The organism is Streptomyces marincola (genome assembly GCF_020410765.1).
In the GTDB taxonomy this organism is placed as follows: Bacteria; Actinomycetota; Actinomycetes; order Streptomycetales; family Streptomycetaceae; genus Streptomyces; species Streptomyces marincola.
This window is the reverse complement of sequence record NZ_CP084541.1, coordinates 862,305-883,552: the sequence shown is the minus strand read 5'-3', so window position 1 is coordinate 883,552 and position 21,248 is coordinate 862,305. Positions and strand designations below refer to the sequence as shown.

Below are 21,248 nucleotides of genomic sequence, written 5' to 3'. Positions count from 1 at the left end.
ACCCCATGAACGACCAGAACCAGCAGAGCGGGCCGGACGCCGGCGGCGCGATCGGCGACGCCGAGTACGCGGAGTTCATGGAACTCGCCAGGGAGCAGGGATTCGACGCCGAGGAGCTTGAGGGCGACCTCGCAGCCGCCGCGGCCGGGCCGCTGCCCGTGCTCGCGGTCGTCGGACGGCCGAACGTCGGCAAGTCGACCCTGGTCAACCGCATCCTCGGCCGCCGCGAGGCCGTTGTCGAGGACCGTCCCGGCGTCACCAGGGACCGCGTCACCTACGAGGCCGAGTGGGCCGGGCGCCGCTTCAAGGTGGTCGACACCGGCGGCTGGGAGCAGGACGTGCTCGGCATCCAGGCCTCGGTCGCCGCCCAGGCCGAGTTCGCCATCGAAACGGCCGACGCCGTGATCCTGGTGGTGGACGCCACGGTCGGCGCGACCGACGACGACGAGGCGGTCGTGAAGCTGCTGCGCCGCGCGGGCAAGCCCGTCGTGCTGTGCGCGAACAAGGTCGACGGCTTCTCGATGGAGGCGGAGGCCACCTACCTGTGGTCGCTCGGGCTCGGCGAGCCGCACCCCGTGTCGGCGCTGCACGGCCGCGGCACGGGCGACATGCTCGACGCGGTGCTCGAAGTGATGCCGGACGCGCCGGCCGAGACGTTCGGCCAGACGCTGGGCGGGCCGCGGCGCATCGCGCTCATCGGCCGTCCGAACGTCGGCAAGTCGTCCATGCTGAACAAGCTGGCGCGCGAGGAGCGGGTCGTCGTCGACCCGACGGCCGGCACCACGAGGGACCCGGTCGACGAGCTGATCGAACTGGGCGGCAAGACCTGGCGGTTCGTCGACACGGCCGGCATCAGGCGGCGGGTGCACCTCGTGGACGGGGCGGACTACTACGCGTCGCTGCGCACCGCGGCGGCGCTGGAGAAGGCCGAGGCCGCGGTCGTCCTGATCGACGTGAACGAGCCGATCAGCGTGCAGGACACCCGCATCATCACCATGGCGGTCGAGGCGGGCCGTGCCCTGGTCATCGCCTACAACAAGTGGGACGTCATGGACGAGGACCGCCGCTTCTACCTGGAGCGGGAGATCGAGCAGGAGCTGGTCCAGGTGCAGTGGGCGCCGCGGGTCAACGTCTCCGCCCGCACCGGCCGGCACCTGGAGAAGCTGGTGCCGGCCGTGGAGACGGCGCTGGCGAGCTGGGAGAGCCGGGTGCCGACCGGGAAGCTGAACGGTTTCCTGGGGCAGCTGGTCGCCTCGCACCCCCACCCCGTCCGGGGCGGCAAGCAGCCGCGCATCCTGTTCGGGACCCAGGCGGGCACCCGCCCGCCGCGGTTCGTGCTGTTCGCCTCCGGCTTCCTCGAAGCGCAGTACCGGCGTTTCATCGAACGGCGGCTGCGCGAGGAGTTCGGCTTCGAGGGGACACCGATCCAGGTGTCGGTCCGGGTGCGCGAGAAGCGGGGCCGCCGCTCCTGAACCGGCCGGGCACGACACCGCCCGGGGCGCCTCAGCGGCCCCGGGCGGTGTCGTGCGGATCGCCGCCCGGCGGCAGCGCCGCGGGGAACGGCCGGCCCGCCGGGCCCGTGTGCGCGCCGTAGCCGGTCCAGCCGGTCTCGCGCCATCGCCAGCTGCCCGCCCCCACGCCGTAGCTGGTGGAGAAGGCCACGAAACGCAGGTCCTCCTCGCCCGTGCGGTCCCCCGGCAGCGCCCGGAACAGCCTGCGGTACTCGGCGCACAGGGCGTCGTAGATCGGCGTCGCCGACGCCGGCGGCCGTTCGTACGACGAGCGCATGCCGGGGATGTGTCGGTGGTCGTGCTGGTGGGGGGAGTGTTCGTAAGCGTGCACGCCTGTCCAACGAGCGCGGGGCGGCACGGATGCGGGCGCGGCTCCGTTCCCTTGGTTCCCTTGCGCCCTCTCCGGCGCCGTCCGCGAGGGCTACCGCGCGCCGGCCCGTGTCACGTGCCCGCGAGCGGCATCGCCGCGGCGACGAGGAGGCCGCCGGCCGCCGCCTTCTCCAGCGCGTCGCGCAGCAGGTCCTCGCGCGGCTGCTGCCCGATGGAGCCGGCGGGCGCGGCGTAGACGAGGACGGTGTTCCGCTGGTTGGCGCTGGCCCGCCAGCCGTCGGTGAGCCCGAGCGGTTGGTGCGCCTGCCACCAGGCGCTCGGCCGGCCGCCCTCGGGGCCGTTCTGGAGCACGGCGTGCAGCTGGCCCATGGCGACGAGCACCGACCAGCCGTGCAGCGGGGACGGCTCGCTCGCGACGTTCGTGACGGGCAGGAAGCCGGCCTCGATCATCATCGGGAGGAACTCGTCGCCAGGGCCCGTGGAACCGGGGCGCGCGATGGGCCCTGTGGGCTCCACGACGATCGCGGCGTGCAGATCGCTGCCGATCAGGATCTGGCCGCAGGTGACGCCGAGCACGGCCTGCTCGCCGGCGGCGGGCGCGGCCTGAGCGTTCGGCGCGGCGGGCACGGGGGCCGCCTGGGAGGAGGACTGGCCGGTGATCGACCGCACGGCGCCCTGGAGTTGCTCCTCGGACACGGAGACGACCTGGGAGGGGATGCAGGAGGCGTGCGCGAACGCGAGCACGGCCGTCTCGCCCCCGACGAACAGGACGGTGCTGGTCCGTTCCTGGTCCGGGTTGCCCGGGGTGCGGCATGAGGTGCAGTCGTAGCTGCCCGGGGCGTTCTCGCCGGCGAGCAGACGATCGGCTTCTTCGTCGCCGATCTCGGCGCGTACATCGTCGCTGACGTCGAGCAAGGGGGACACTCTCGGCTCCTCGGTTCGGGATCTTCCCGCGCGCTGACGCTGCGGGGTCCCCGTGCACAACGGCGGGAGCCGCGCGAGGGTCACGCCATGGGCCGGAATCGGGCCGTCGCGGGTCCGTACCCGCGACGGCCCGGCCGTACGGGAGCCGTTGGTCGGGCATCGGCGAGCGTCGGCAAGCATGCGCAAGCACGGCCAAGCACGGTCAAGAGTGAACCGCCATAAACCGAGCGTTCACAAAGGCGTTCCAAAGGTGAATGAACGGGGCGGGAAAGCGGTTGTCGCACGCCGGGCGCCGAGGGGTATCGGAAATGCATACGAGGGGCGACGGGAAAAGCCTCCCACACCCTTCCATTACAGAATGTCCACGTTGCGCCGCACGGGTTAGCCGAGTGGCGGCTGTGACACAAGCGTGACAGTTCCCGGGGGCGGGCAGGACTTCCGGCCGGGTCGGCCGACGCCGTACGGTGGCGGCATGGCACCCATTCCCCCACCGCAGCAGGCTCCCGGGGACCGCCCCGAGGAGTACGTCGGGCTCGACGCCGACGCGGCGGAACGGCAGGCCCACGAGCGCGGCTGGCCGCGTGTCCGCCGCCTCGCGCCGGACGCGGTCATCACCATGGAGCACATGCCGGGGCGGCTGAACCTCGCGGTGAGCGAGGGCCGCGTCGTCCGCTGCTGGCAGGGCTGACCCGACGCGGGCGTGGCCCGCGGCCGGGCGCGTGCCGCGCGCTCAGCGGCTGCTGACCGACCGCGCCGGACGCTCCGGGCGGCCGGGATGGCTGTGGCCCGGCTGCCGCAGCCGCCCGCCGGCCGTGCCGCGCGCCGCTCCGCCCGGCCACGTGCCGCTCGGAACGGCCGCCTCGGCGCGCGACCGCTGCTCTTCGGCCGCCCGGGCGGCCGTCGCGGGGCGGGGCCGGGCGGACACCTCGAACGCGGGCCCCGCGTCCGCCGGGGCCGGGACGCCGAACAGCCGGTCACGCAGCGCGAGCACGTGCCGTTCGACCACGGCGATCAGCGGCTCGCACCAGGGCAGCGCCAGCAGCACGAGGAGTCCGGCGGCCCAGCCGAGCAGGACGTCGCTGACCCAGTGGGTGCCGAGGTAGACGGTGGTGGTCCCCACGCCGAGGGCGAAGACCGCGGCGATGACCGACAGCGTGCGCCTGGCCGTCGGCGTGGTGGCCAGGTAGGCGAGAATGCCCCAGGTGACCACGGCGTTGGCGGTGTGCCCGGAGGGGAATATATCGCCGGTGAGCCACATCTCGTTCGAGCCGATGACGTTGGCGTAGTGCGGCCCCTCGCGGCCCATCCCCAGCTTCGCGGCGCCGACCGACAGGTTGAGCATCAGCAGGGCGCAGCCCATGACGAGCAGCGGGCGCAGGGTGCGCTGCCGCCAGCAGCGCCAGCCGAGCCAGGCGGCGATCAGCACCGCGGTGGGCCCGCGCTGGCCGAGGACCACGAAATAGTCCAGAAATGCGTGCATGCCGGGCCACTGCTTGTACGGCCGGAACAGCATCACCTGCCAGTCCAGGTCGACCAGCCAGGTGGTGGCCCACACCGCCGCGACGATGGCCGCGTAGAACCCGAGGGTGGCCCACAGGAGCAGCATCCGGGTGCGGCTCATAACAGGAGGCGGCACGTTCGGCGGCTGCGGCTCCTGTTCGAGGCGGGCTAGGAATCGGTCGGTACGCACACTCGCCAGATTACCGCCCGTGATAGCGGGCTTCCCGCTCCGGCCCGCCTTCGTAATGGCGATGTGATGTAGGGCCGACATTTACCGTCGTCCTATTTCCCGGCTTTACGAAATTCCGGTGGCGCGGATTTGCTGCCGCCGGGGCGGGCCGACGGAGTTCCCCCGCCGCAATGCCGCGAATATCGCCGGGTGAACAACGTGACCTGTCGGGTGTCCGGGGGCGGCGGGTGCCGCCCGGCGTCCCGCCCGGAATCAACCGCCCGGGCCGGGAGCCGCCGGACGGTTCTCGACGTCCTGTGCGCCGATCCGCTCCTGGCCGCCGTCGACGCCGCGACCCCGCGCGTCGCGGTGCCGCCGGTGGGGCGCTGCTCGCCGCCGCCGGGCGTTCCGCTCTTGCCGAGCGCGGTTACCCGCCCGTAACGTCGGTGCCATGGCTGCCGGAACCCTGCCCCCCTTCGACCCCGCGGACCCGCTCGGCCTCGACGACCTGCTCGACGGGACGGACCGCGCGCTGCGCGGCACGGTGCGCGAGTGGGCCGGGGAGCGGGTGCTGCCGCACGTGGCCGGGTGGCACGAGCGCGGCGAGATGCCCGACGTGCGCGGCCTGGCCCGCGAGCTCGGGGCGCTCGGCGCGCTGGGCATGACGCTCACGGGGCACGGCTGCGCCGGGGCCTCGGCCGTGGCCTACGGCCTGGTGTGCCTGGAGCTCGAAGCGGTCGACTCGGCGGTGCGCTCCCTGGTGTCGGTGCAGGGCTCACTGGCGATGTACGCGATCGACCGCTTCGGCTCGCCGGAGCAGCGCGCGCGGTGGCTGCCCCCGATGGCCGCGGGCGAGACCATCGGCTGTTTCGCCCTGACCGAGCCCGAGCACGGTTCCGACCCGGCGGGCATGCGGACGCGGGCCGAACGGCGCGGCGGCGACTGGGTGCTGACCGGCCGCAAGATGTGGATCACCAACGGCTCGCTGGCCGGGGTCGCGGTGGTCTGGGCCAGGACCGACGACGGGGTCAGGGGCTTCCTGGTGCCGGCCGGGACCGAGGGGTTCGCCGCGCGCGACATCCGGCACAAGGCGTCGTTGCGCGCCTCGGTGACCAGCGAGCTGCTGCTCGACGGGGTCAGGCTGCCGGCGGACGCGGAACTGCCGGGCGCGCGCGGGCTGCGCGCCCCGCTCGGCTGCCTCGGCCACGCCAGGTACGGCATCGTGTGGGGCGCGCTCGGCGCGGCCCGCACGTGCTTCGAGACGGCGCTCGACTACGCGCGCACGCGCGAGCAGTTCGGCCGGCCCATCGGCGGCTTCCAGCTCACCCAGGCCAAGCTCGCGGACATGGCCGTCGAGCTGCACAAGGGGCTGCTGCTCGCGTGGCACCTCGGCAGGCGCATGGACGCCGGCCGGCTGCGCCCGGAGCAGGTCAGCTTCGGCAAGCTGAACAACGTGCGCGAGGCGCTGGAGATCTGCCGGACGGCGCGGACGGTCCTCGGCGCGAACGGCATCTCGTTCGAGTACCCGGTGATGCGGCACATGGCGAACCTGGAGTCGGTCCTCACCTACGAGGGGACGAGCGAGATGCACCAGCTGATCCTCGGCAAGGCGCTCACCGGCCTGGACGCGTTCTCCTGAGGCGCCGGGACCGGGGCGGGTCACCGGGCCGCGGCGGGCATCACCAATAATCGGGTCCGTGACGGATCTCGCGCGTGCCGGTGCCCTGCCAGAAGGGGCGGGTCGCGGCGGCCGGCACCCGCGTTCCCCGGGGGCGCGGCTGCGCGCGGTCGCCCCGGCGCTGCTGGCGTTCGCGGCGGTCCGGCTGGTGTGCGCCGCGGTGCTCGCGCTGTGGGACCCGGCCGAGGACAAGGGCGTGGTCCGGCTGCTCTCCGGGCGCTGGGACTCCGTCTGGTACGCGAGCATCGCGGAGCACGGCTACGGCAGGACCGTGGTCGCCGAGGACGGCGGGGTGCATTCCGACCTGGCCTTCTTCCCCCTGCTCCCGTGGCTGGAACGGCTGGTCTCCGCGGTGTCGCCGCTGTCCGCGGGCGAGGCCGGGCTGCTGGTGAGCGCGGTGGCCTCGCTGGCCGCGGCGTGGGCCCTGTACGCGATCGGCGAGCGGCTGCACGGCCCGCGGGCCGGGGTGCTGCTCGCCGTGCTGTGGGCCGCGGTGCCGGTGGGGATCGTGCAGTCGATGGCGTACACCGAGGCGTTGTTCACCGCGCTGGCCGCCTGGTCGCTGTACGCGCTGCTCACCGACCGGTGGCTGACGGCGGGCGCGCTCTCGGCCGCCGCGGGGCTGTGCCGGCCCGCGGGGCTCGCGGTGGCCGCCGCGGTGGCCGCCTCGGCGCTCGCCGCGCTGCTCGCGGCACGGGACGGGGGCGGCGCCGGCGGTGCGCGCGGTGTGGCGCGGCTGTGGCGCGCGCACCGGCGGATGGTGGGCGGGGTGCTGCTCGCGCCGCTCGGCTGGGCCGGCTACGTGCTGTGGGTGGGGGCGCGCACGGGGGAGCCGCTCGGCTACCTGCGGGTGCAGGAGGGGTGGGGGAACGGGTTCGACGGCGGGTGGGGATTCGCCGTGTTCATCGGGGAGCGGCTGACCGGCGGGAGCCCGGTGGCGGGGCTCGCCCTGTGCGCCGGGGTGGCGGCGCTGCTGTGGGTGTGCGTGCTGTGCGTGCGGATGCGCCTGCCGCTGCCGCTGCTGGTGTACGGGGGGCTCATGGTGGTGCTCGCCCTGTGCGCCGCGGGGTACTTCGGGTCGAAACCGCGCCTGCTGCTGCCCGCGTTCCCCCTCCTGCTGCCCGCGGCGGTGGCGCTGGCGCGGGCCCGCGCGGGTGTGGCGGCGGGCGTGGCGGGAGTGGCGGTCGCGGGAGCGGCGGTGTACGGCGCGGTCTGGCTGACCGGCTCCGGGCCCCCGTGACCTGCCGGTCCGGCTCCGCCGGGTGGCGGAGCCGGATCAGCTCTGGTTGAAGAAGCCGCCGTCGGAGGCGTGGCGGGCGTCTCCGCTGACGACCTCGTAGGCGGCGGGGGTCAGCAGGAAGACGCGGGAGGCGACGCGTTCGATGTCACCGCGCAGCCCGAACGTCAGGCCGGCCGCGAAGTCGACGACGCGCTTGGCGTCGGCGGATTCGAGCACGGTGAGGTTGATGACGACCGGTACACCGTCGCGGAACAGCTCGCCGATGCGGCGGGCGTCCCGGAAGCTGCCCGGGGTGACCGTCGCGATGCGCCCGCCCGACTCCTCGGCGGACGCCGCCGCCACCCGGAGCCGGGGGTCGGTCGTCCACGACGGGGCGCTCTCGCCCGGCTCCGGCCCTTCGGCGTACTCGTCGTCGTAGTAGTGCGTCTCGCGGTCCTCGACGAGGCCCAGCCAGGCACTCGCCCTGCGCACCGATCCCATGGACGCCTCCTCTCTGCTACGCGGTCCCCTACCCGTCCGCGGCCCTCCTATGGTCGACCATGATGCGGACAATGCGCCAAGCGGATAGCCGCGCCCGGCCGGTTTCGTAACGGTTCTGGTGCATACGATGTGGCGTCCCATCAGCGGCGTTGCGGTGTCGAGGCGCTGACGGAGAGTAAGTCGCGCACGCCCCGCCATCCGGGTGACACGGTCCGTGTCCGTCGTGGCCGAAACGCGTTCTTGGCAAGGGGCGCGGCGAACGCGAGGATGCGGGGCAGCGCTTGTCAGGGGCATGGCGACACCGGCCCCTGAGCATGCCTCACGGGCCGCTACCCGACGGCCCGGTGATTCCCCTACTGGGAGGAAGCCAAGTGAGTTCGAAGCGCACCAACCCCCACGGACGCGGAACCCGCCGGCTCGGGCTGACCGCCGCGGCGACGGGCCTGCTGGCCACGGCGGCGTTCGCCCTGCCGGGGACGGCCCAGGCCGACCCCGTCGCGACGTTCAGCGCCTCGCAACTGGCCGCGGCCGGCGACGCGGTGCTGGCCTCGGGCGTCGACGGCGGCACGGCGTGGACGGTCGACGAGGAGGCGAACCGCCTCCTGCTCGCCGTCGACGAGACCGTCACGGACGCCGAGCTGGACACCATCATGGAGGAGGCGGGGCCGCTCGCCGACGCGATCACCGTCGAGGAGCTGCCCGGCACCCTGGAGCGCTACATAGCGGGCGGCGACGCGATCTACGCGAGCGCCGGCTGGCGCTGTTCCGCGGGGGTGAACGTCCGCTCCGGAAGCACGGACTACTTCATCACCGCGGGGCACTGCACCGAGGGCTTCCCGAGCTGGTACACGAACTCCTCGCTGAGCACCTACATCGGCCCGACGACCGGCTCCAGCTTCCCGGGCAACGACTACGGCATCGTGCGCTACGACAGCTCGGTCGCGCGCCCTGGCACGGTCAACCTGTACAACGGCACCACGCGCGAGATCACGGGCGCGGCCAACGCCACCAACGGCCAGGCCGTGCAGCGCAGCGGCAGCACCACCGGCCTGCGCAGCGGTTCCGTGACCGGGCTGAACTACACGGTCAACTACGGCGGCGGTGACATCGTCTCCGGCCTCACGCGGACCAACGCCTGCGCCGAGCCGGGCGACAGCGGCGGCCCGTTCTTCTCCGGCAACACCGTGCTCGGCCTCACCTCGGGCGGCAGCGGCAACTGCTCCGTCGGCGGCACGACGTTCTACCAGCCGATCGTCGAGGCGCTCAACGCCTATGGCGTGAGCGTGTACTGACGCTCCTGTGCCCGCGCCCTCGCGCCGGGCGCGCGCATCAGCCGCCCCCGCCCGCTCGCCGGGCGGGGGCGGTTCTCCTGTGCCGGCGCGGGCGGAAGTGGTGTGCGTGACGGCCGGGTGCGGTCGGCGAAGGGGGCGCTCGGGGCGAAGGGCGGCCTGTAACAACTATTTTCAGACAGGTCTAGTCCAAGCGATGTCGGGGGGCCTCGCTCACATCGGGTGACAGCGGCCCGGCACCGGGTGCCTCGGGAGTGGGGCATCGGCGGGAAAACACACGAAGTTCTGGACGGTTTACGCGCATTACCTCGCACGGTGTGATCGTATGTTCGGGGCAAGATCTCGTGCTTGTATGACTCGGCCGGGCTGGGAATACTCGCCACACCGCTTGGCATGGACGTGACCGACATCGAAAGCCGGCCACGTCCGTGCTCTCTCCGGAGCCGAAGGCTCCACCCCCCACAGGAGGAAAGAGCGTGACACACCGACGCACATCGCACCGGCGCTTGCTCGCCGCTGCCACCGGCCTGGCGGCCCTGCTCGCGGGCTCGCTCGCCGTGACCCAGGCCAACGCCGCCCCCGCGGCACCGGCCGCACCCGACGTCCTCTCCTCGGCCGAGGCCGGCGAGCTGGCCGGCTCCCTGACCGACCGGCTCGGCGACGAGGCCGCGGGTGCCTTCTACGACGCCGACACCAAGGCCCTCGTGGTCAACGTGCTGGACGAGACGGCGGCCGACACCGTGCGCGACGCGGGCGCGCGGGCCCGCGTGGTGGAGCACAGCTCCGCCACGCTCGCCGAAGTCAGGGCGCAGGTCGAGGAGTTCGCCGTGCCGGGCACCGCCTGGTCGGTCGACCCGGTCGGCAACACCGTCCGCGTCACCGTGGACAGCACGGTCACCGGCGCGGCGCTGGAATCCGTGCGCGACTCGGTCGAGGCGCTGGACGGCCTGGCGACGCTGGAACAGCGGCCTGGCGCGTTCGCGCCGTTCATCGCGGGCGGTGACGCGATCCACAGCTCGGGCGCGCGCTGCTCGCTCGGCTTCAACGTGACGGTGGGTGACCAGCCGGGCTTCCTCACCGCGGGCCACTGCGGGTCGACCGGCAGCACGTGGTCCGAGTCCGCGGGCGGAGACCCGATCGGCACCATGGCGGAAAGTGTGTTCCCCGAGGGCGACTACGCGCTGGTCGAGTACAGCGCGGACGTCGATCACCCCAGCGCCGTGAACCTCTACGACGGCGGCACGCAGGAGATCACCGGCGCCGCCGAGGCGACGGTCGGCCAGCAGGTGCAGCGCAGCGGCAGCACCACCGGCCTGCACGGCGGCGAGGTCACGGCCGTCGACGTCTCCGTGAGCTACCCGCAGGGCACCGTCCACGGCACGATCGAGACGAGCGTGTGCGCCGAGCCGGGCGACAGCGGCGGCGCGCTGTTCTCCGGCAGCTCCGCCGTCGGGATCACCTCGGGCGGCAGCGGCGACTGCACCTCGGGCGGCACCACGTTCTTCTACCCGGTGACGGACGCGCTCGACGCGGTCGGCGCGACGCTGCCGTAACGGCGCTCCCAGGGGGCGTCCCGCCCTCCCCGAGCGGCCCCCTCGGGACCGCCCCGACCCGGGCGGGACGGAGGGGGCCGCGCGCGTCCCGGCCCGCCGCCGCGCGCGAGGCGGTCACCGTTCGGGCGGGTCCTGCGGCCCGGGAGCCGACGGCTCCCGGGCCGCGGGGCCGCGGCAGACCGCGAGGCAGGCGCGCACGAAGTCCCGCACGGCGGGGCCGGCCGAATCCGGCGCCCAGGCGACGCCGATGCGGCTGGGCGGGACGTCGCGCACGGGCCGGTAGACGACGCCGGGGCGCGCGTAGAAGCGCGCGGCGGACGCGGGGGCCAGGGCGACGCCGTAGCCGTTGGCGATCGCGCTCAGCCAGTCGTCGGGCCGTTCGGTGACGGCGCCGACCCGCACGGGCCTGCCGTCGCGTTCCGCGGTGGCCAGCCAGTAGTCCCGCCACAGGCCCGTCCCGGCCGGCGCGGCCACGAACGGTTCGTCGAGCAGTTCGGGGAACGGGACCACCTCGCGCCCGGCCAGCGGGTGCGTCGCGGGCAGCGCGACCCAGCGCGGCTCCGTCAGCAGCTCCGCCACCCGCAGGCCGTCCTGGGCGGGGAGGTCCTGGCCCGGGGCGGGCAGGCGGACCAGCGCGACGTCGACGTCCCCTGCGGCGAGCCCGCCGGTCGGGTCGGCCCACGTCGCCTGCCGCATCTCCGCCCGCCAGTCGGGCCTGCGGCGGGTGAACTCGGCGACGATCTCCTGCGTGGCCTCGTTGGCCGCGCTCGCCAGGTAGCCGACGCGCAGCACCCGCCGGGCCCGCGCGGCGGCGGCCCGCGTCGCCCGCGTCGCCAGGTCGAGGTCGGCCAGCAGGCCGGGCGCCCGCCCCGCCAGCGCCCGGCCCGCTCCCGTGAGCGCCATGCCCGTGCGGGAGCGGGTGAACAGGCGCGTGCCCAGCAGGGTCTCCAACTGCCTGATCTGCTTGGTGAGGGCGGGCTGCGAGACGTGCAGGCGCTCGGCCGCGCGGGTCAGCGTTCCCTCCTCGGCGACCGCGACGAAGTACCGCAGCAGCCGGGTGTCGACATCCATGCCCCCAGGTTATGGGCGCAGGTATTGGACGTCGTCCGGGGCTGCGGGAAGGCTGGTAGCCGGTGGGCGGGCAGCGGGCCGGCCCACCTCAGCCGATCCGCGGGAGAACCACCCATGCCCACCCTGATGCTCACGTACCGAGTGGCCGAAGAAGGCGTCGCCGAGGTCGTCGACGCGATCACCGACACCGTCGCCGAGCTGGCGGCGGCGGGCCCGGAGGGCGTGCGGTACGCCTACCTGCGCGCCGCCGGCGGCACCGAGTTCGTCGCCCTGCTCACGCTGGAGGAGGGCGTGGAGAACCCGCTGCCCGGCCTGCCGGCGGGGCAGCGGCTCCAGGCGGCCGTGGCCAAGTGGTCCGTCGACGGGCCGCCCGCGCCGCGGCCGTTCGACGTGCTCGGCGCCCACCGCCTGTTCGGCTGACGGGAGGCGGGCACGACATGTCTGTCCTGTACGTGGTGGTCACCGTCGTCACGATCGTGGTGACCGGGGGGATAGCCATCGCGGACTTCGCGCGGGCGAAGTTCGTTCTCGCGAACTCCGCCGAGGTGGGGGTGCCGCAGTCGATGCTCCCCCTGCTCGGCGGCCTCAAGGCCGCGGGGGCGGTCGGGCTCCTGCTGGGGCTGCTCGGTATGGACATCCTGGGCATCGCCGCCGCCGGCGGGCTCGTGCTCTTCTTCATCGGCGCCGTCGCCGTGCACGTGCGCGCCCGGGTGTTCTACAACATGGCCTTTCCCGGGACCTACCTGGCGCTGGCCGTCGCGTCGTTCGCGTTGGCGATCTCCCAGTAACGGGCAGCGGCGGGGGCCGGGGGCACGCGCCCCCGGCCCCCGCCGCACGTCCCGGCGTCGGGATCAGCGCTCGGCGGCGATCAGCTCCGCGATCTGCACCGCGTTGAGCGCGGCGCCCTTGCGCAGGTTGTCCCCGGAGACGAAGAGCGCCAGGCCGTTCTCGGCCGTCTCGTCGCGCCGGATGCGCCCCACGTAGCTGGCGTCGCGGCCGGCGGCCTGCTGCGGGGTGGGGATGTCGGACAGCTCGACGCCCGGGGCGTCCGCCAGCAGCTCGCGGGCCCTGGCGGGGGACAGCGGCCGTTCGAAACGGGCGTTGATCTGGAGCGAGTGGCCCGTGAACACGGGGACCCGCACGCAGGTGCCCGACACCTTGAGGCCGGGGATGCCGAGGATCTTGCGGCTCTCGTTGCGCAGCTTCTGCTCCTCGTCCGTCTCATCGAGGCCGTCGTCGACGATCGAGCCGGCCATCGGGAGCACGTTGAACGCGATCGGCCGCACGTACTGCTCGGGCGCGGGGAAGTCCACCGCGAGCCCGTCGGACGTCAGGCGCGTCGCGTCCTGCGCCACGGCGCCGCGGGTCTGCCGGTCCAGCTCGGCGACGCCGGCCAGGCCGCTGCCCGAGACCGCCTGGTAGGTGGCCACCACGAGGCCGGTGAGACCGGCCTCGGCGTGCAGCGGGCGGAGCACGGGCATGGCGGCCATGGTGGTGCAGTTGGGGTTGGCGATGATGCCCTTGGGGCGCAGGCCGGCGGCCTCCGGGTTGACCTCGGAGACGACGAGCGGCACCTCGGGGTGCATCCGCCACGCGGAGGAGTTGTCGATGACCACGGCGCCGGCCGCCGCGACCTGCTCGGCCAGCTCCTTGGAGATGCCCTTGCCGGCCGAGAACAGCGCCACGTCGAGCCCCGAGTAGTCGGACGCCGCCGCGTCCTCGACCGTGACCGTGCCGTCCTGCCAGGGCAGCGTGCGCCCGGCGGACCGGGCCGAGGCGAACAGCCGGAGCTCGTCCACCGGAAACTTCCGTTCGGCCAGTATCCGCCGCATGACGCCGCCCACCTGGCCGGTGGCACCGATGATCCCGACTCTCATGACGCTCCTCGTGTCCTCGTCCCTGGTATGTGGGGCTGCGCCCGTCTTCTACCCTGCACCGGGCGAGGGGACGACGGCCAATTCTTTGACGTCGGTCACACTCGGTGAGCCCCGTCACGACGATACTTCTGAATGGAAGTAACGCCGCCGTAACGAGGTCGAACTAATCTCCAGAACCCGGCGGTTCCCGGACGGAGAACGGTGAGGTGGGCCCGCATGCAACTGACCCCGCACGAGCAGGAACGCCTGCTCATCCACGTGGCCGCCGATGTGGCGGACCGCCGCCGCGCCCGCGGGCTGCGCCTGAACCACCCGGAGGCCGTCGCACTCATCAGCGCGCACATCCTGGAGGGCGCGCGGGACGGGCGCACGGTCGCCGAGCTGATGGACTCGGGGCGGCGGGTCCTGAGCCGGGCCGAGGTGATGGACGGCGTGCCCGAGATGATCCGCGACGTCCAGGTCGAGGCCACCTTCCCGGACGGCACCAAGCTGGTCACCGTCCACGAGCCGATCGCCTGACCACCCGCGCCGAACGCCCGGCCCCCGCGCCGGGCGTCCGGCCCCCCGCGAGCGCCGCGCCCGGCGGCCGAGACCCGAGAAGGGCAATCGTGTGATTCCCGGAGAGATCCTGTACGCCGAGGAACCGGTGCCGCTCAACGCGGGCGCCCCGGTCACCCGGCTCACGGTGCGCAACCTCGCCGACCGGCCCGTCCAGGTCGGTTCCCACTACCACTTCGCCGAGGCCAACCCGGGCCTCGACTTCGACCGGTCGGCCGCGCTCGGCCTGCGGCTCGGCGTTCCCGCGGGCACCGCCGTGCGCTTCGAGCCCGGCATACCGGTCGAGGTGGAGCTGGTGCCGCTGGTGGGGCGCAGGATCGTGCCCGGCCTGCGCGGCGAGACCGCGGGAGCGCTCCCGGCCGTGCGCGGGGGCGAACGTGGCTGAGCTGCCGCGGGCGCGCTACGCGGACCTGTACGGGCCGACCACGGGCGACCGGGTGCGGCTGGCGGACACCGACCTGCTGATCGAGATCGAGGACGACCTCGCGGGCGGCCCTGGCCGGGCCGGGGACGAGGCGGTGTTCGGCGGCGGCAAGGTGATCCGCGAGTCGATGGGCCAGTCCCGCGCCACCCGGGCCGAGGGCACCCCCGACACCGTGATCACCGGCGCCGTCGTGCTCGACCACACCGGCGTCGTCAAGGCCGATGTGGGGATCAGGGACGGCCGGATCGTCGCGCTCGGCAAGGCGGGGAACCCCGACACGATGGACGGCGTCCACCCCGGCCTCGTGATCGGCCCCGAGACGGAGATCATCGCGGGGAACGGCCGCGTGCTGACCGCGGGCGGCGTCGACGCGCACGTCCACTTCATCTCCCCGCGGATCGCCGACGAGGCCCTGGCCTCCGGGATCACCACCCTCGTGGGCGGCGGCACCGGGCCGGCCGAGGGCACCAAGGCCACCACCGTGACCCCGGGGCCCTGGCACCTCGCCCGCATGCTCCAGGCCCTGGACGGCGTCCCGGTCAACGTCGGGCTGCTCGGCAAGGGCAACACCACCTCGCGCGAGGCCATGCGCAGCCAGCTGCGCGGCGGTGCCGTCGGCTTCAAGATCCACGAGGACTGGGGCGCGACCCCGGCCGTCATCGACGCCTGCCTCGGCGTGTGCGAGGAGACCGGCGCCCAGCTCGCCATCCACACCGACACCCTCAACGAGGCGGGGTTCGTCGCCGACACGCTCGCGGCCATCGCGGGCCGGACCATCCACGCCTACCACACCGAGGGCGCGGGCGGCGGGCACGCGCCCGACATCATCACGGTCGTCTCCGAGCCGAACGTCCTGCCCAGCTCGACCAACCCGACCCGGCCGCACACCGTCAACACCGTCGAGGAACACCTCGACATGCTCATGGTCTGCCACCACCTGAACCCGGCCGTCCCCGAGGACCTGGCCTTCGCCGAGTCCCGCATCCGGCCCTCCACCATCGCCGCCGAGGACGTCCTGCACGACCTGGGCGCCATCTCCATCATCTCCTCGGACTCCCAGGCCATGGGCCGCGTCGGCGAGGTGATCATGCGGACCTGGCAGACGGCCCACGTGATGAAGCGGCGGCGCGGGCCGCTGCCGGGCGACGGCGCGGCCGACAACCACAGGGCCCGCCGTTATGTCGCCAAATACACCATCAACCCGGCGGTCGCGCAGGGGATGGGCGACGAGATCGGCTCCGTCGAGCCGGGGAAGCTGGCGGACCTGGTGCTGTGGGAGCCGGCGTTCTTCGGCGTCAAGCCGCTGCTGGTCATCAAGGGCGGCCAGATCGCCTGGGCCCAGATGGGCGACTCCAACGCCTCCATCCCCACGCCGCAGCCGGTGCTGCCCCGGCCGATGTTCGGCGCGCTCGGCCGGGCCGCGGCGGCCGGCTCCGTCAACTTCGTCACCGGCCTCGCCCTGGAGGACGGCGCGCCGGAACGGCTCGGCCTCGCCAAACGGCCGGTCGCGATCCGCGACACGCGCGGCGTCACCAAGGCCGACATGCGGCTGAACGACGCCCGCCCGCACGTCGCCGTCGACCCCGACAGCTTCACCGTCACCGTCGACGGTGAGCCGGTCGTTCCCGAACCGGCCGCGGAACTGCCCCTGGCCCAACGCTACTTCCTGTTCTGAGGGGACGCAGATGACCGCCGCGGCGCTGCTTCTCCTGGCGGACGGCCGCTTCCCCGCCGGGGGCCACGCGCACTCGGGAGGCGTCGAAGCGGCCGTGCGCGCCGGCCGGATCACAGGCCCCGGCTCGCTGGCCGCGTTCTGCCTGGGCCGCCTGCACACCACGGGCCTGGTCGCCGCCGCGCTCGCCGCCGCGGCCTGCGGCGGCTGCGACCCGCGCGACCTGGACGAGGCCGCCGACGCCCGCACGCCCTCGCCCGCGCTGCGCGCCACCGCGCGCAGGCTGGGCCGGCAGCTGCTGCGCGCGGCGCGCGCCACCTGGCCGGCGCCGCACCTCGACGCCGTCGCGGCCGGCCACCCCGGCGGGCTGCACCAGCCGGTCGTGCTCGGCCTCGCGGCCCGCGCCGCCGGGCTCGCCCCGCGGGACGCGGCCCTGGCCGCGGCCTACGAGGCCGTCGGCGGCCCGGCCACGGCGGCCGTCAGGCTGCTCGGACTCGACCCGTTCGACGCGACCGCACTCACCGCCCGCCTCGCCCCCGACCTCGACCGGGTCGCCGACCTGGCCGAGGCCGCGGCCCGCGCCGTTCCGGAACGGGGCACGGACGCCCTGCCCGCCGCGTCGGCGCCGCTGCTCGATGTCGCGGCCCAGGCGCACGCCGCCTGGCCCGTGCGCCTCTTCGCCTCCTGAACGCCGGAACGACAACCACCCACGCCCCATCGAGGACCACGTGGCGAGCACGCCGACCCCGGCGGCCGACCGCGGAAACGGAGCCCGCCCATGCACCTGGACCCCCACGAGACGTACCCCGCGCGGCACACCTGCGCCCTGCGACCCGACGGCACCCGCCGCGCCCTGCGCATCGGCCTCGGCGGGCCCGTGGGCTCGGGCAAGACCGCCACCGTCGCCGCCCTGTGCGCCCGCCTGCGGGACAGCCTCGCCATCGCCGTCGTCACCAACGACATCTACACCCGCGAGGACGCCGACTTCCTGCTGCGCAACGCCGTCCTGCCGGCCGAGCGCATCACCGCCGTCGAGACCGGCGCCTGCCCGCACACCGCCATCAGGGACGACATCTCCGCCAACCTGGAGGCCGTGGAGGAGTTGGAGGACCGCACCGGGCCGCTCGACCTGGTCCTCGTCGAGTCGGGCGGCGACAACCTCACCGCCACGTTCTCCACCGGCCTCGTCGACGCGCAGATCTTCGTCATCGACGTCGCCGCGGGCGACGACATCCCGCGCAAGGGAGGGCCCGGGGTCACGGCGGCCGACCTGCTCGTGGTCAACAAGACCGACCTGGCGCCCTACGTCGGGTCCGACCTCGCCGCGATGGCCCGCGACGCCCGCGCGCAGCGCGGCGACCTGCCCGTGGCGTTCACCTCGCTCACCACGCCCGGCGGCATCGAGCCGGTCGCGGACTGGGTGCGCGAGCGGCTGGCCGACTGGGCGGCGACCGGCCGCGCGAGGGCGGGCGCGGAGGCCGCGGAGGCCGCGGGGACGGGGGTGGCGTGAGCGCGCCCGCCCGCGCGCCGGGGAGCGTTCTGCCGGGGAGTGCTCCGCCGGTGAGCGCGCCGCCGGAGAACGCCGCGCCTGCCGGTGCCCTCGCGCCTCCCGGTGCCGCCGCGCGGACCGGGGTGACCGCGCACGCCAGGATCGCCGCCGCCCCCGGCGGGGCGCTGCCCGTCCTGCGCGGCGAGGGGCCACTCGCGCTGCGCCGCACCCGGGCGGCCGGGCCGTGGGCGCAGGTGACGGTCGTCGGCGCGATGAGCGCGCCGCTCGGCGGCGACCGGCTGCGCCTGACCGCCGAGGTCGCGCCGGGCGCCGCGCTGCGCGTCGGCTCAGCCGCGGCCACCCTCGTCCTGCCGGGCCGCGAACCGTCGGCGCCCGCCACGTACGACACCGTCCTGACGGTCGGAGACGACGGCGAACTGCACTGGCTGCCCGAGCCGTTGATCTCGGTCCGCGGCAGCGGACTGCATACCGCGACCCGGGTCGACCTCGCGGCAGGCGCCCGGCTCGTGCTGCGCGAGGAGCAGGTGCTCGGCCGGGCAGGGGAGGACCCGGGACGGCTGCTGGCGCGGTTGACGGTGACCAGGGCCGGGCGCCCGCTGCTCGACCAGCAGCTCGCGTTCGGTCCCGGGGTGCCGGGCTGGGACGGCGGCGCGGTCCTCGGCGGCCACCGCGCGGTGGGCCAGCTGCTGGTGGTCGACCCGGCGCTCGCGGACGCGCCGGCGGAACCCGTCGCGCTGGGCGACACGGCCGTGCTGACGCCGCTGGCGGGACCGGCCGCGCTGGTCACCGCCGTCGCCGCGGACGCCCTGGTGCTGCGCCGCCTGCTGGAACGCGGCGCCGGCTATCTCAGCCTGGCCCGGTAGCCGCCCGGCGGCGCGCCGTAGCGCGCCCGGAACACGCGGCTGAAGTGGAACGGGCTGGCGAACCCGGACGCGGCGGCCACCCGCGCCACCGGCAGGTCCGTGGCCTCAAGCAGCCGGGCGGCGTGCCGCAGCCTGGCGTCGCGCAGCACCCGCATGGGCGTGTCGCCGACCTGCTCGGCGAACAGGTGCCCGAGCCGGGACGGGGACAGCGCCACCTGCGCCGCCAGGGACTCCACGGTGTGCGGGGCGCCGGGGTCGGCGGCGATCAGCGCCACCACCCGCCGCACGCGCGGATCGCCGGCCGCGGGCCCCGCGGCCTCCGCCCGCCCGTGGGGCGCCCCGGCGGGGGCACCGGCCGCCGCCGTGGCGAGCAGGATGACCTCTTCGAGGCCGGTGAGGGCGAGTTCGCGGGCCGCGGTGCCGTGGGCGACCGCCACCCGGTCCTGCGCCGGCCGCCGGCCGGGCGCGGGCGGCGCGCCGTGGCCCGGCCACCGGGCGTCGGCGTGCAGGCGGCGGAAGGCGGCGGCGATCCGCGGCCTGACGGCCGCGGGCACGGGCGCGACGGCGTAGAGCCGCCCGCCGGCGGCGTGCGGGCGCAGCCACGGGCCCCAGGCGGCCCTGGCCCGGCAGTGGACCCACCAGAACGCCCAGCGGCCCGCGCCCTCGGCGGTCGCGTACTGGTGCGGCACGCCGGGGCCGAGCACCACCAGGTCGCCCGGGCCCGCCTCGGCCCGTGCGTCGCCCTGCCGCAGCAGGCCGCGGCCCAGGGCCGTGAAGGTGAACAGCCAGCTGTCCGCGCCGCGCGGCCTGCTGACGGCGTAGCCGGGGCGTTCGTCGAAGTACCCGGCGGTGACCAGGCCGGGCGGCGGGGCAGCGGTCTCGGGCAGGTGGTCGGCGTTCACGGGCATCCTCGGCGCGGTGCGGCGGGCCTACCGTCGGTCGGGCAGGGCGGCCCCGGCGGACGGGCCCAGCGTGGCAGACGTCCGGCCGGGGCGCGAACGACCGCAGGGAGCGGAGGAGCAGCGGATGGCGGCGACGAGGGCGACGGACGGGGCGGGCGTGACAGGGGTGACGGACGTGACGGGTGTGACGAACGCCGAGGAGGCCGAGGAGTACGTGCGGAGGTTCGCTGAGCAGGGGTACCTCGTGGTGCCCGGGCTGTTCGGCGCGGCGGAGATCGGGCGGCTGCGCGAGGAGTTCATGGCCCTGCACGCGGCCGGCCCGGTGCCGGGCCACTTCGAGCCGCGCCGGGCCGGAGACGGGGAGAAGGGGGACCCGCTGCACCGGTACCCGCGCGTGATGCACCCGCACCAGATCAACGAGCTGGCGCTGCGCTACCTGCTGGAGCCGCGGCTGCGCGGCATCCTGGAGCGCCTGCTGGGCGAGGAGGTGCTGGCGGCGCAGAGCATGTTCTACTTCAAGCCGCCGGGGGCCCGCGGGCAGGCCCTGCACCAGGACAACTTCTACCTGCGGGTGGAGCCGGGCACGTGCGTGGCGGCGTGGGTCGCGTGCGACGAGATCGACCGCGAGAACGGCGGCCTCGAAGTCGTGCCCGGCACGCACCGGATGGACCTGTTCTGCCCCGAGGAGGCCGACCCCGAGCTGTCCTTCGTCCGCGAGTACGTGCCGCCGCCGCCCGGCCTGACGCCCGTGCCGGTCGACATGGCGCCGGGCGACGTGCTCTTCTTCAACGGCAGCCTGGTGCACGGCTCGGGGCCCAACCGCACGGCCGACCGGTTCAGGCGGTCGTTCATCTGCCACTACGTGGGCCGTTCCGCCGAGCGGATCGGCACCTGGTACCGGACGCTCTCGATGAGCGGGGAACGGGTGCCGCTGGCGGAGAGCGAGGGCGCGGGCCCGTGCGGCACGGAGTTCGCCGCCGCGGGGCCGCACTGACCGCCGGAAAGGGCGCCGCGCGTCAGGCGGTCAGCAGCGCGGGCAGCTCGCGCATGTCGTCGAAGACGACCGTGCCGGGGCCCGCCAGCCACTCCGGCGGGGTCAGGCCGCCCGCGTAGCCGAACGAGCGCATGCCCGCCGCGCGCGCGGCGCGCACCCCGTACTGGCTGTCCTCCACCACCGCGCAGCGCGCCGGGTCGACGCCCATGCGGGCCGCCGCGTGCAGGAACAGGTCGGGCGCGGGCTTGCCGCGCGCCACCTCGGAGGCGCTGAAGATGCGTCCCGCGAACCGCTCGTACAGGCCGGTGCGGGTGAGGGTGCGGCGCATCTTGTCGTGCATGCCGCTTGAGGCGATGCAGTGCGGGAGGGCGAGGGCGTCGAGCGCCTCGCCGATCCCGTCCACCGCGGTCAGTCCGGCGTCGATCGCCGCGTTCAGCCGCTCCCGGTACCGCTCGCCCCACAGGGCCGCCCGCTCCTCGCCCAGCCGCTCGGCGATCTGCTCACGGACGGCGCGCTCGGAGCGGCCGAGGAAGCGGTGCACGATCTCGGTCTCGGTGAGCGGCCAGCCGAGCTCCGCGCCGAGCTCGACGCAGACCCGCAGGGCGAGGGGTTCGCTGTCCACGAGCACGCCGTCGCAGTCGAAGATGACCAGCTCGAACGGCCCGGTGGGCGGGTGCCAGGCCGGGGCGGAGCCAGTGGGGGA

The 21,248-nt window shown here is 74.9% G+C and carries 23 protein-coding genes; 15 read left to right on the top strand and 8 right to left on the bottom strand.

Features of this window, described 5'->3' with window-relative positions; translation table 11 throughout:
• The first annotated feature begins 5 nt into the window (after nucleotides 1-5).
• On the top strand, nucleotides 6-1,472 hold the full coding sequence (gene der / locus LC193_RS03735) for a ribosome biogenesis GTPase Der (RefSeq protein WP_226071546.1): 1,467 nt from the start codon (nucleotides 6-8) through the stop codon (nucleotides 1,470-1,472).
• Between the two features lie 31 nt (nucleotides 1,473-1,503).
• Here the strand turns inward: der and LC193_RS03730 are convergent, their stop codons facing one another.
• Both LC193_RS03730 and LC193_RS03725 read right to left on the bottom strand, forming a co-directional pair.
• Nucleotides 1,504-1,842, bottom strand: coding sequence for a hypothetical protein (locus LC193_RS03730; protein WP_404819342.1), 339 nt, complete (start codon nucleotides 1,840-1,842; stop codon nucleotides 1,504-1,506).
• Between the two features lie 110 nt (nucleotides 1,843-1,952).
• Nucleotides 1,953-2,765: a hypothetical protein gene (locus tag LC193_RS03725; RefSeq protein ID WP_226071545.1), complete on the bottom strand. Its 813-nt coding sequence runs from the start codon at nucleotides 2,763-2,765 to the stop codon at nucleotides 1,953-1,955.
• Between the two features lie 472 nt (nucleotides 2,766-3,237).
• Here LC193_RS03725 and LC193_RS03720 point away from each other — a divergent pair, with 472 nt between their 5' ends.
• Complete coding sequence (locus LC193_RS03720) at nucleotides 3,238-3,453, top strand: hypothetical protein (RefSeq protein ID WP_226071540.1); 216 nt, start codon at nucleotides 3,238-3,240, stop codon at nucleotides 3,451-3,453.
• Between the two features lie 42 nt (nucleotides 3,454-3,495).
• Here the strand turns inward: LC193_RS03720 and LC193_RS03715 are convergent, their stop codons facing one another.
• The gene (locus tag LC193_RS03715; RefSeq protein ID WP_404819341.1) at nucleotides 3,496-4,386 is read right to left on the bottom strand and encodes a phosphatase PAP2 family protein; all 891 of its coding nucleotides are present in this window, start codon (nucleotides 4,384-4,386) and stop codon (nucleotides 3,496-3,498) included.
• Between the two features lie 499 nt (nucleotides 4,387-4,885).
• On the opposite strand from LC193_RS03715, the gene LC193_RS03710 reads away from it, so the two are divergent.
• Nucleotides 4,886-6,073, top strand: coding sequence for an acyl-CoA dehydrogenase family protein (locus LC193_RS03710; RefSeq protein WP_226071536.1), 1,188 nt, complete (start codon nucleotides 4,886-4,888; stop codon nucleotides 6,071-6,073).
• Nucleotides 6,074-6,131: 58 nt separating this feature from the next.
• Entirely contained in the window at nucleotides 6,132-7,352 is a 1,221-nt protein-coding gene (locus LC193_RS03705) for a glycosyltransferase family 39 protein (protein ID WP_404819340.1), read from the top strand.
• Between the two features lie 36 nt (nucleotides 7,353-7,388).
• Here the strand turns inward: LC193_RS03705 and LC193_RS03700 are convergent, their stop codons facing one another.
• On the bottom strand, nucleotides 7,389-7,832 hold the full coding sequence (locus tag LC193_RS03700; RefSeq protein ID WP_086161319.1) for a cell division protein SepF: 444 nt from the start codon (nucleotides 7,830-7,832) through the stop codon (nucleotides 7,389-7,391).
• A gap of 371 nt (nucleotides 7,833-8,203) precedes the next feature.
• Between LC193_RS03700 and LC193_RS03695 the strand changes: the two genes are divergently transcribed.
• Nucleotides 8,204-9,124 carry a S1 family peptidase gene (locus LC193_RS03695; protein ID WP_226071534.1) on the top strand — a complete coding sequence of 307 codons (921 nt, stop codon included), beginning with the start codon at nucleotides 8,204-8,206 and terminating at the stop codon, nucleotides 9,122-9,124.
• A gap of 473 nt (nucleotides 9,125-9,597) precedes the next feature.
• Nucleotides 9,598-10,674: a S1 family peptidase gene (locus LC193_RS03690; RefSeq protein ID WP_226071525.1), complete on the top strand. Its 1,077-nt coding sequence runs from the start codon at nucleotides 9,598-9,600 to the stop codon at nucleotides 10,672-10,674.
• A 114-nt stretch (nucleotides 10,675-10,788) separates the two neighbouring features.
• Here LC193_RS03690 and LC193_RS03685 read toward each other — a convergent pair whose 3' ends face one another.
• Nucleotides 10,789-11,745, bottom strand: a complete 957-nt coding sequence (locus tag LC193_RS03685; RefSeq protein WP_226071515.1) for a LysR family transcriptional regulator — start codon at nucleotides 11,743-11,745, stop codon at nucleotides 10,789-10,791.
• Nucleotides 11,746-11,859: 114 nt separating this feature from the next.
• Between LC193_RS03685 and LC193_RS03680 the strand changes: the two genes are divergently transcribed.
• Entirely contained in the window at nucleotides 11,860-12,165 is a 306-nt protein-coding gene (locus tag LC193_RS03680) for a hypothetical protein (protein ID WP_086161323.1), read from the top strand.
• A 17-nt stretch (nucleotides 12,166-12,182) separates the two neighbouring features.
• Nucleotides 12,183-12,533, top strand: coding sequence for a DoxX family protein (locus LC193_RS03675; protein WP_226071513.1), 351 nt, complete (start codon nucleotides 12,183-12,185; stop codon nucleotides 12,531-12,533).
• A 63-nt stretch (nucleotides 12,534-12,596) separates the two neighbouring features.
• Here the strand turns inward: LC193_RS03675 and LC193_RS03670 are convergent, their stop codons facing one another.
• The gene (locus LC193_RS03670) at nucleotides 12,597-13,622 is read right to left on the bottom strand and encodes an aspartate-semialdehyde dehydrogenase (RefSeq protein ID WP_226071511.1); all 1,026 of its coding nucleotides are present in this window, start codon (nucleotides 13,620-13,622) and stop codon (nucleotides 12,597-12,599) included.
• A gap of 216 nt (nucleotides 13,623-13,838) precedes the next feature.
• Between LC193_RS03670 and LC193_RS03665 the strand changes: the two genes are divergently transcribed.
• The 6 genes from LC193_RS03665 to LC193_RS03640 all read left to right on the top strand — a co-directional run bounded on the left by LC193_RS03665 (nucleotide 13,839) and on the right by LC193_RS03640 (nucleotide 18,649).
• Complete coding sequence (locus tag LC193_RS03665; protein WP_226071502.1) at nucleotides 13,839-14,141, top strand: urease subunit gamma; 303 nt, start codon at nucleotides 13,839-13,841, stop codon at nucleotides 14,139-14,141.
• Between the two features lie 91 nt (nucleotides 14,142-14,232).
• A complete protein-coding gene (locus LC193_RS03660) occupies nucleotides 14,233-14,565 on the top strand; it encodes an urease subunit beta (RefSeq protein WP_226071499.1) in 333 nt (110 codons plus the stop codon).
• Nucleotides 14,558-16,279 carry an urease subunit alpha gene (locus tag LC193_RS03655; protein WP_226071484.1) on the top strand — a complete coding sequence of 574 codons (1,722 nt, stop codon included), beginning with the start codon at nucleotides 14,558-14,560 and terminating at the stop codon, nucleotides 16,277-16,279. The genes LC193_RS03660 and LC193_RS03655 overlap by 8 nt, the downstream gene beginning before the upstream one ends.
• Nucleotides 16,280-16,289: 10 nt before the next feature.
• Nucleotides 16,290-16,964, top strand: a complete 675-nt coding sequence (locus LC193_RS03650; RefSeq protein ID WP_226071476.1) for an urease accessory protein UreF — start codon at nucleotides 16,290-16,292, stop codon at nucleotides 16,962-16,964.
• Nucleotides 16,965-17,054: 90 nt separating this feature from the next.
• Entirely contained in the window at nucleotides 17,055-17,786 is a 732-nt protein-coding gene (gene ureG / locus LC193_RS03645; RefSeq protein ID WP_226071474.1) for an urease accessory protein UreG, read from the top strand.
• A gap of 50 nt (nucleotides 17,787-17,836) precedes the next feature.
• Nucleotides 17,837-18,649, top strand: a complete 813-nt coding sequence (locus LC193_RS03640; RefSeq protein WP_404819339.1) for an urease accessory protein UreD — start codon at nucleotides 17,837-17,839, stop codon at nucleotides 18,647-18,649.
• Here LC193_RS03640 and LC193_RS03635 read toward each other — a convergent pair.
• Nucleotides 18,628-19,557: a helix-turn-helix domain-containing protein gene (locus LC193_RS03635; RefSeq protein WP_226071472.1), complete on the bottom strand. Its 930-nt coding sequence runs from the start codon at nucleotides 19,555-19,557 to the stop codon at nucleotides 18,628-18,630. The genes LC193_RS03640 and LC193_RS03635 overlap by 22 nt on opposite strands.
• A gap of 118 nt (nucleotides 19,558-19,675) precedes the next feature.
• Here LC193_RS03635 and LC193_RS03630 point away from each other — a divergent pair, with 118 nt between their 5' ends.
• Nucleotides 19,676-20,545, top strand: a complete 870-nt coding sequence (locus LC193_RS03630) for a phytanoyl-CoA dioxygenase family protein (RefSeq protein WP_226071470.1) — start codon at nucleotides 19,676-19,678, stop codon at nucleotides 20,543-20,545.
• A 22-nt stretch (nucleotides 20,546-20,567) separates the two neighbouring features.
• Here the strand turns inward: LC193_RS03630 and LC193_RS03625 are convergent, their stop codons facing one another.
• Entirely contained in the window at nucleotides 20,568-21,197 is a 630-nt protein-coding gene (locus LC193_RS03625; protein WP_226078466.1) for an HAD family hydrolase, read from the bottom strand.
• Nucleotides 21,198-21,248 lie beyond the last annotated feature (51 nt).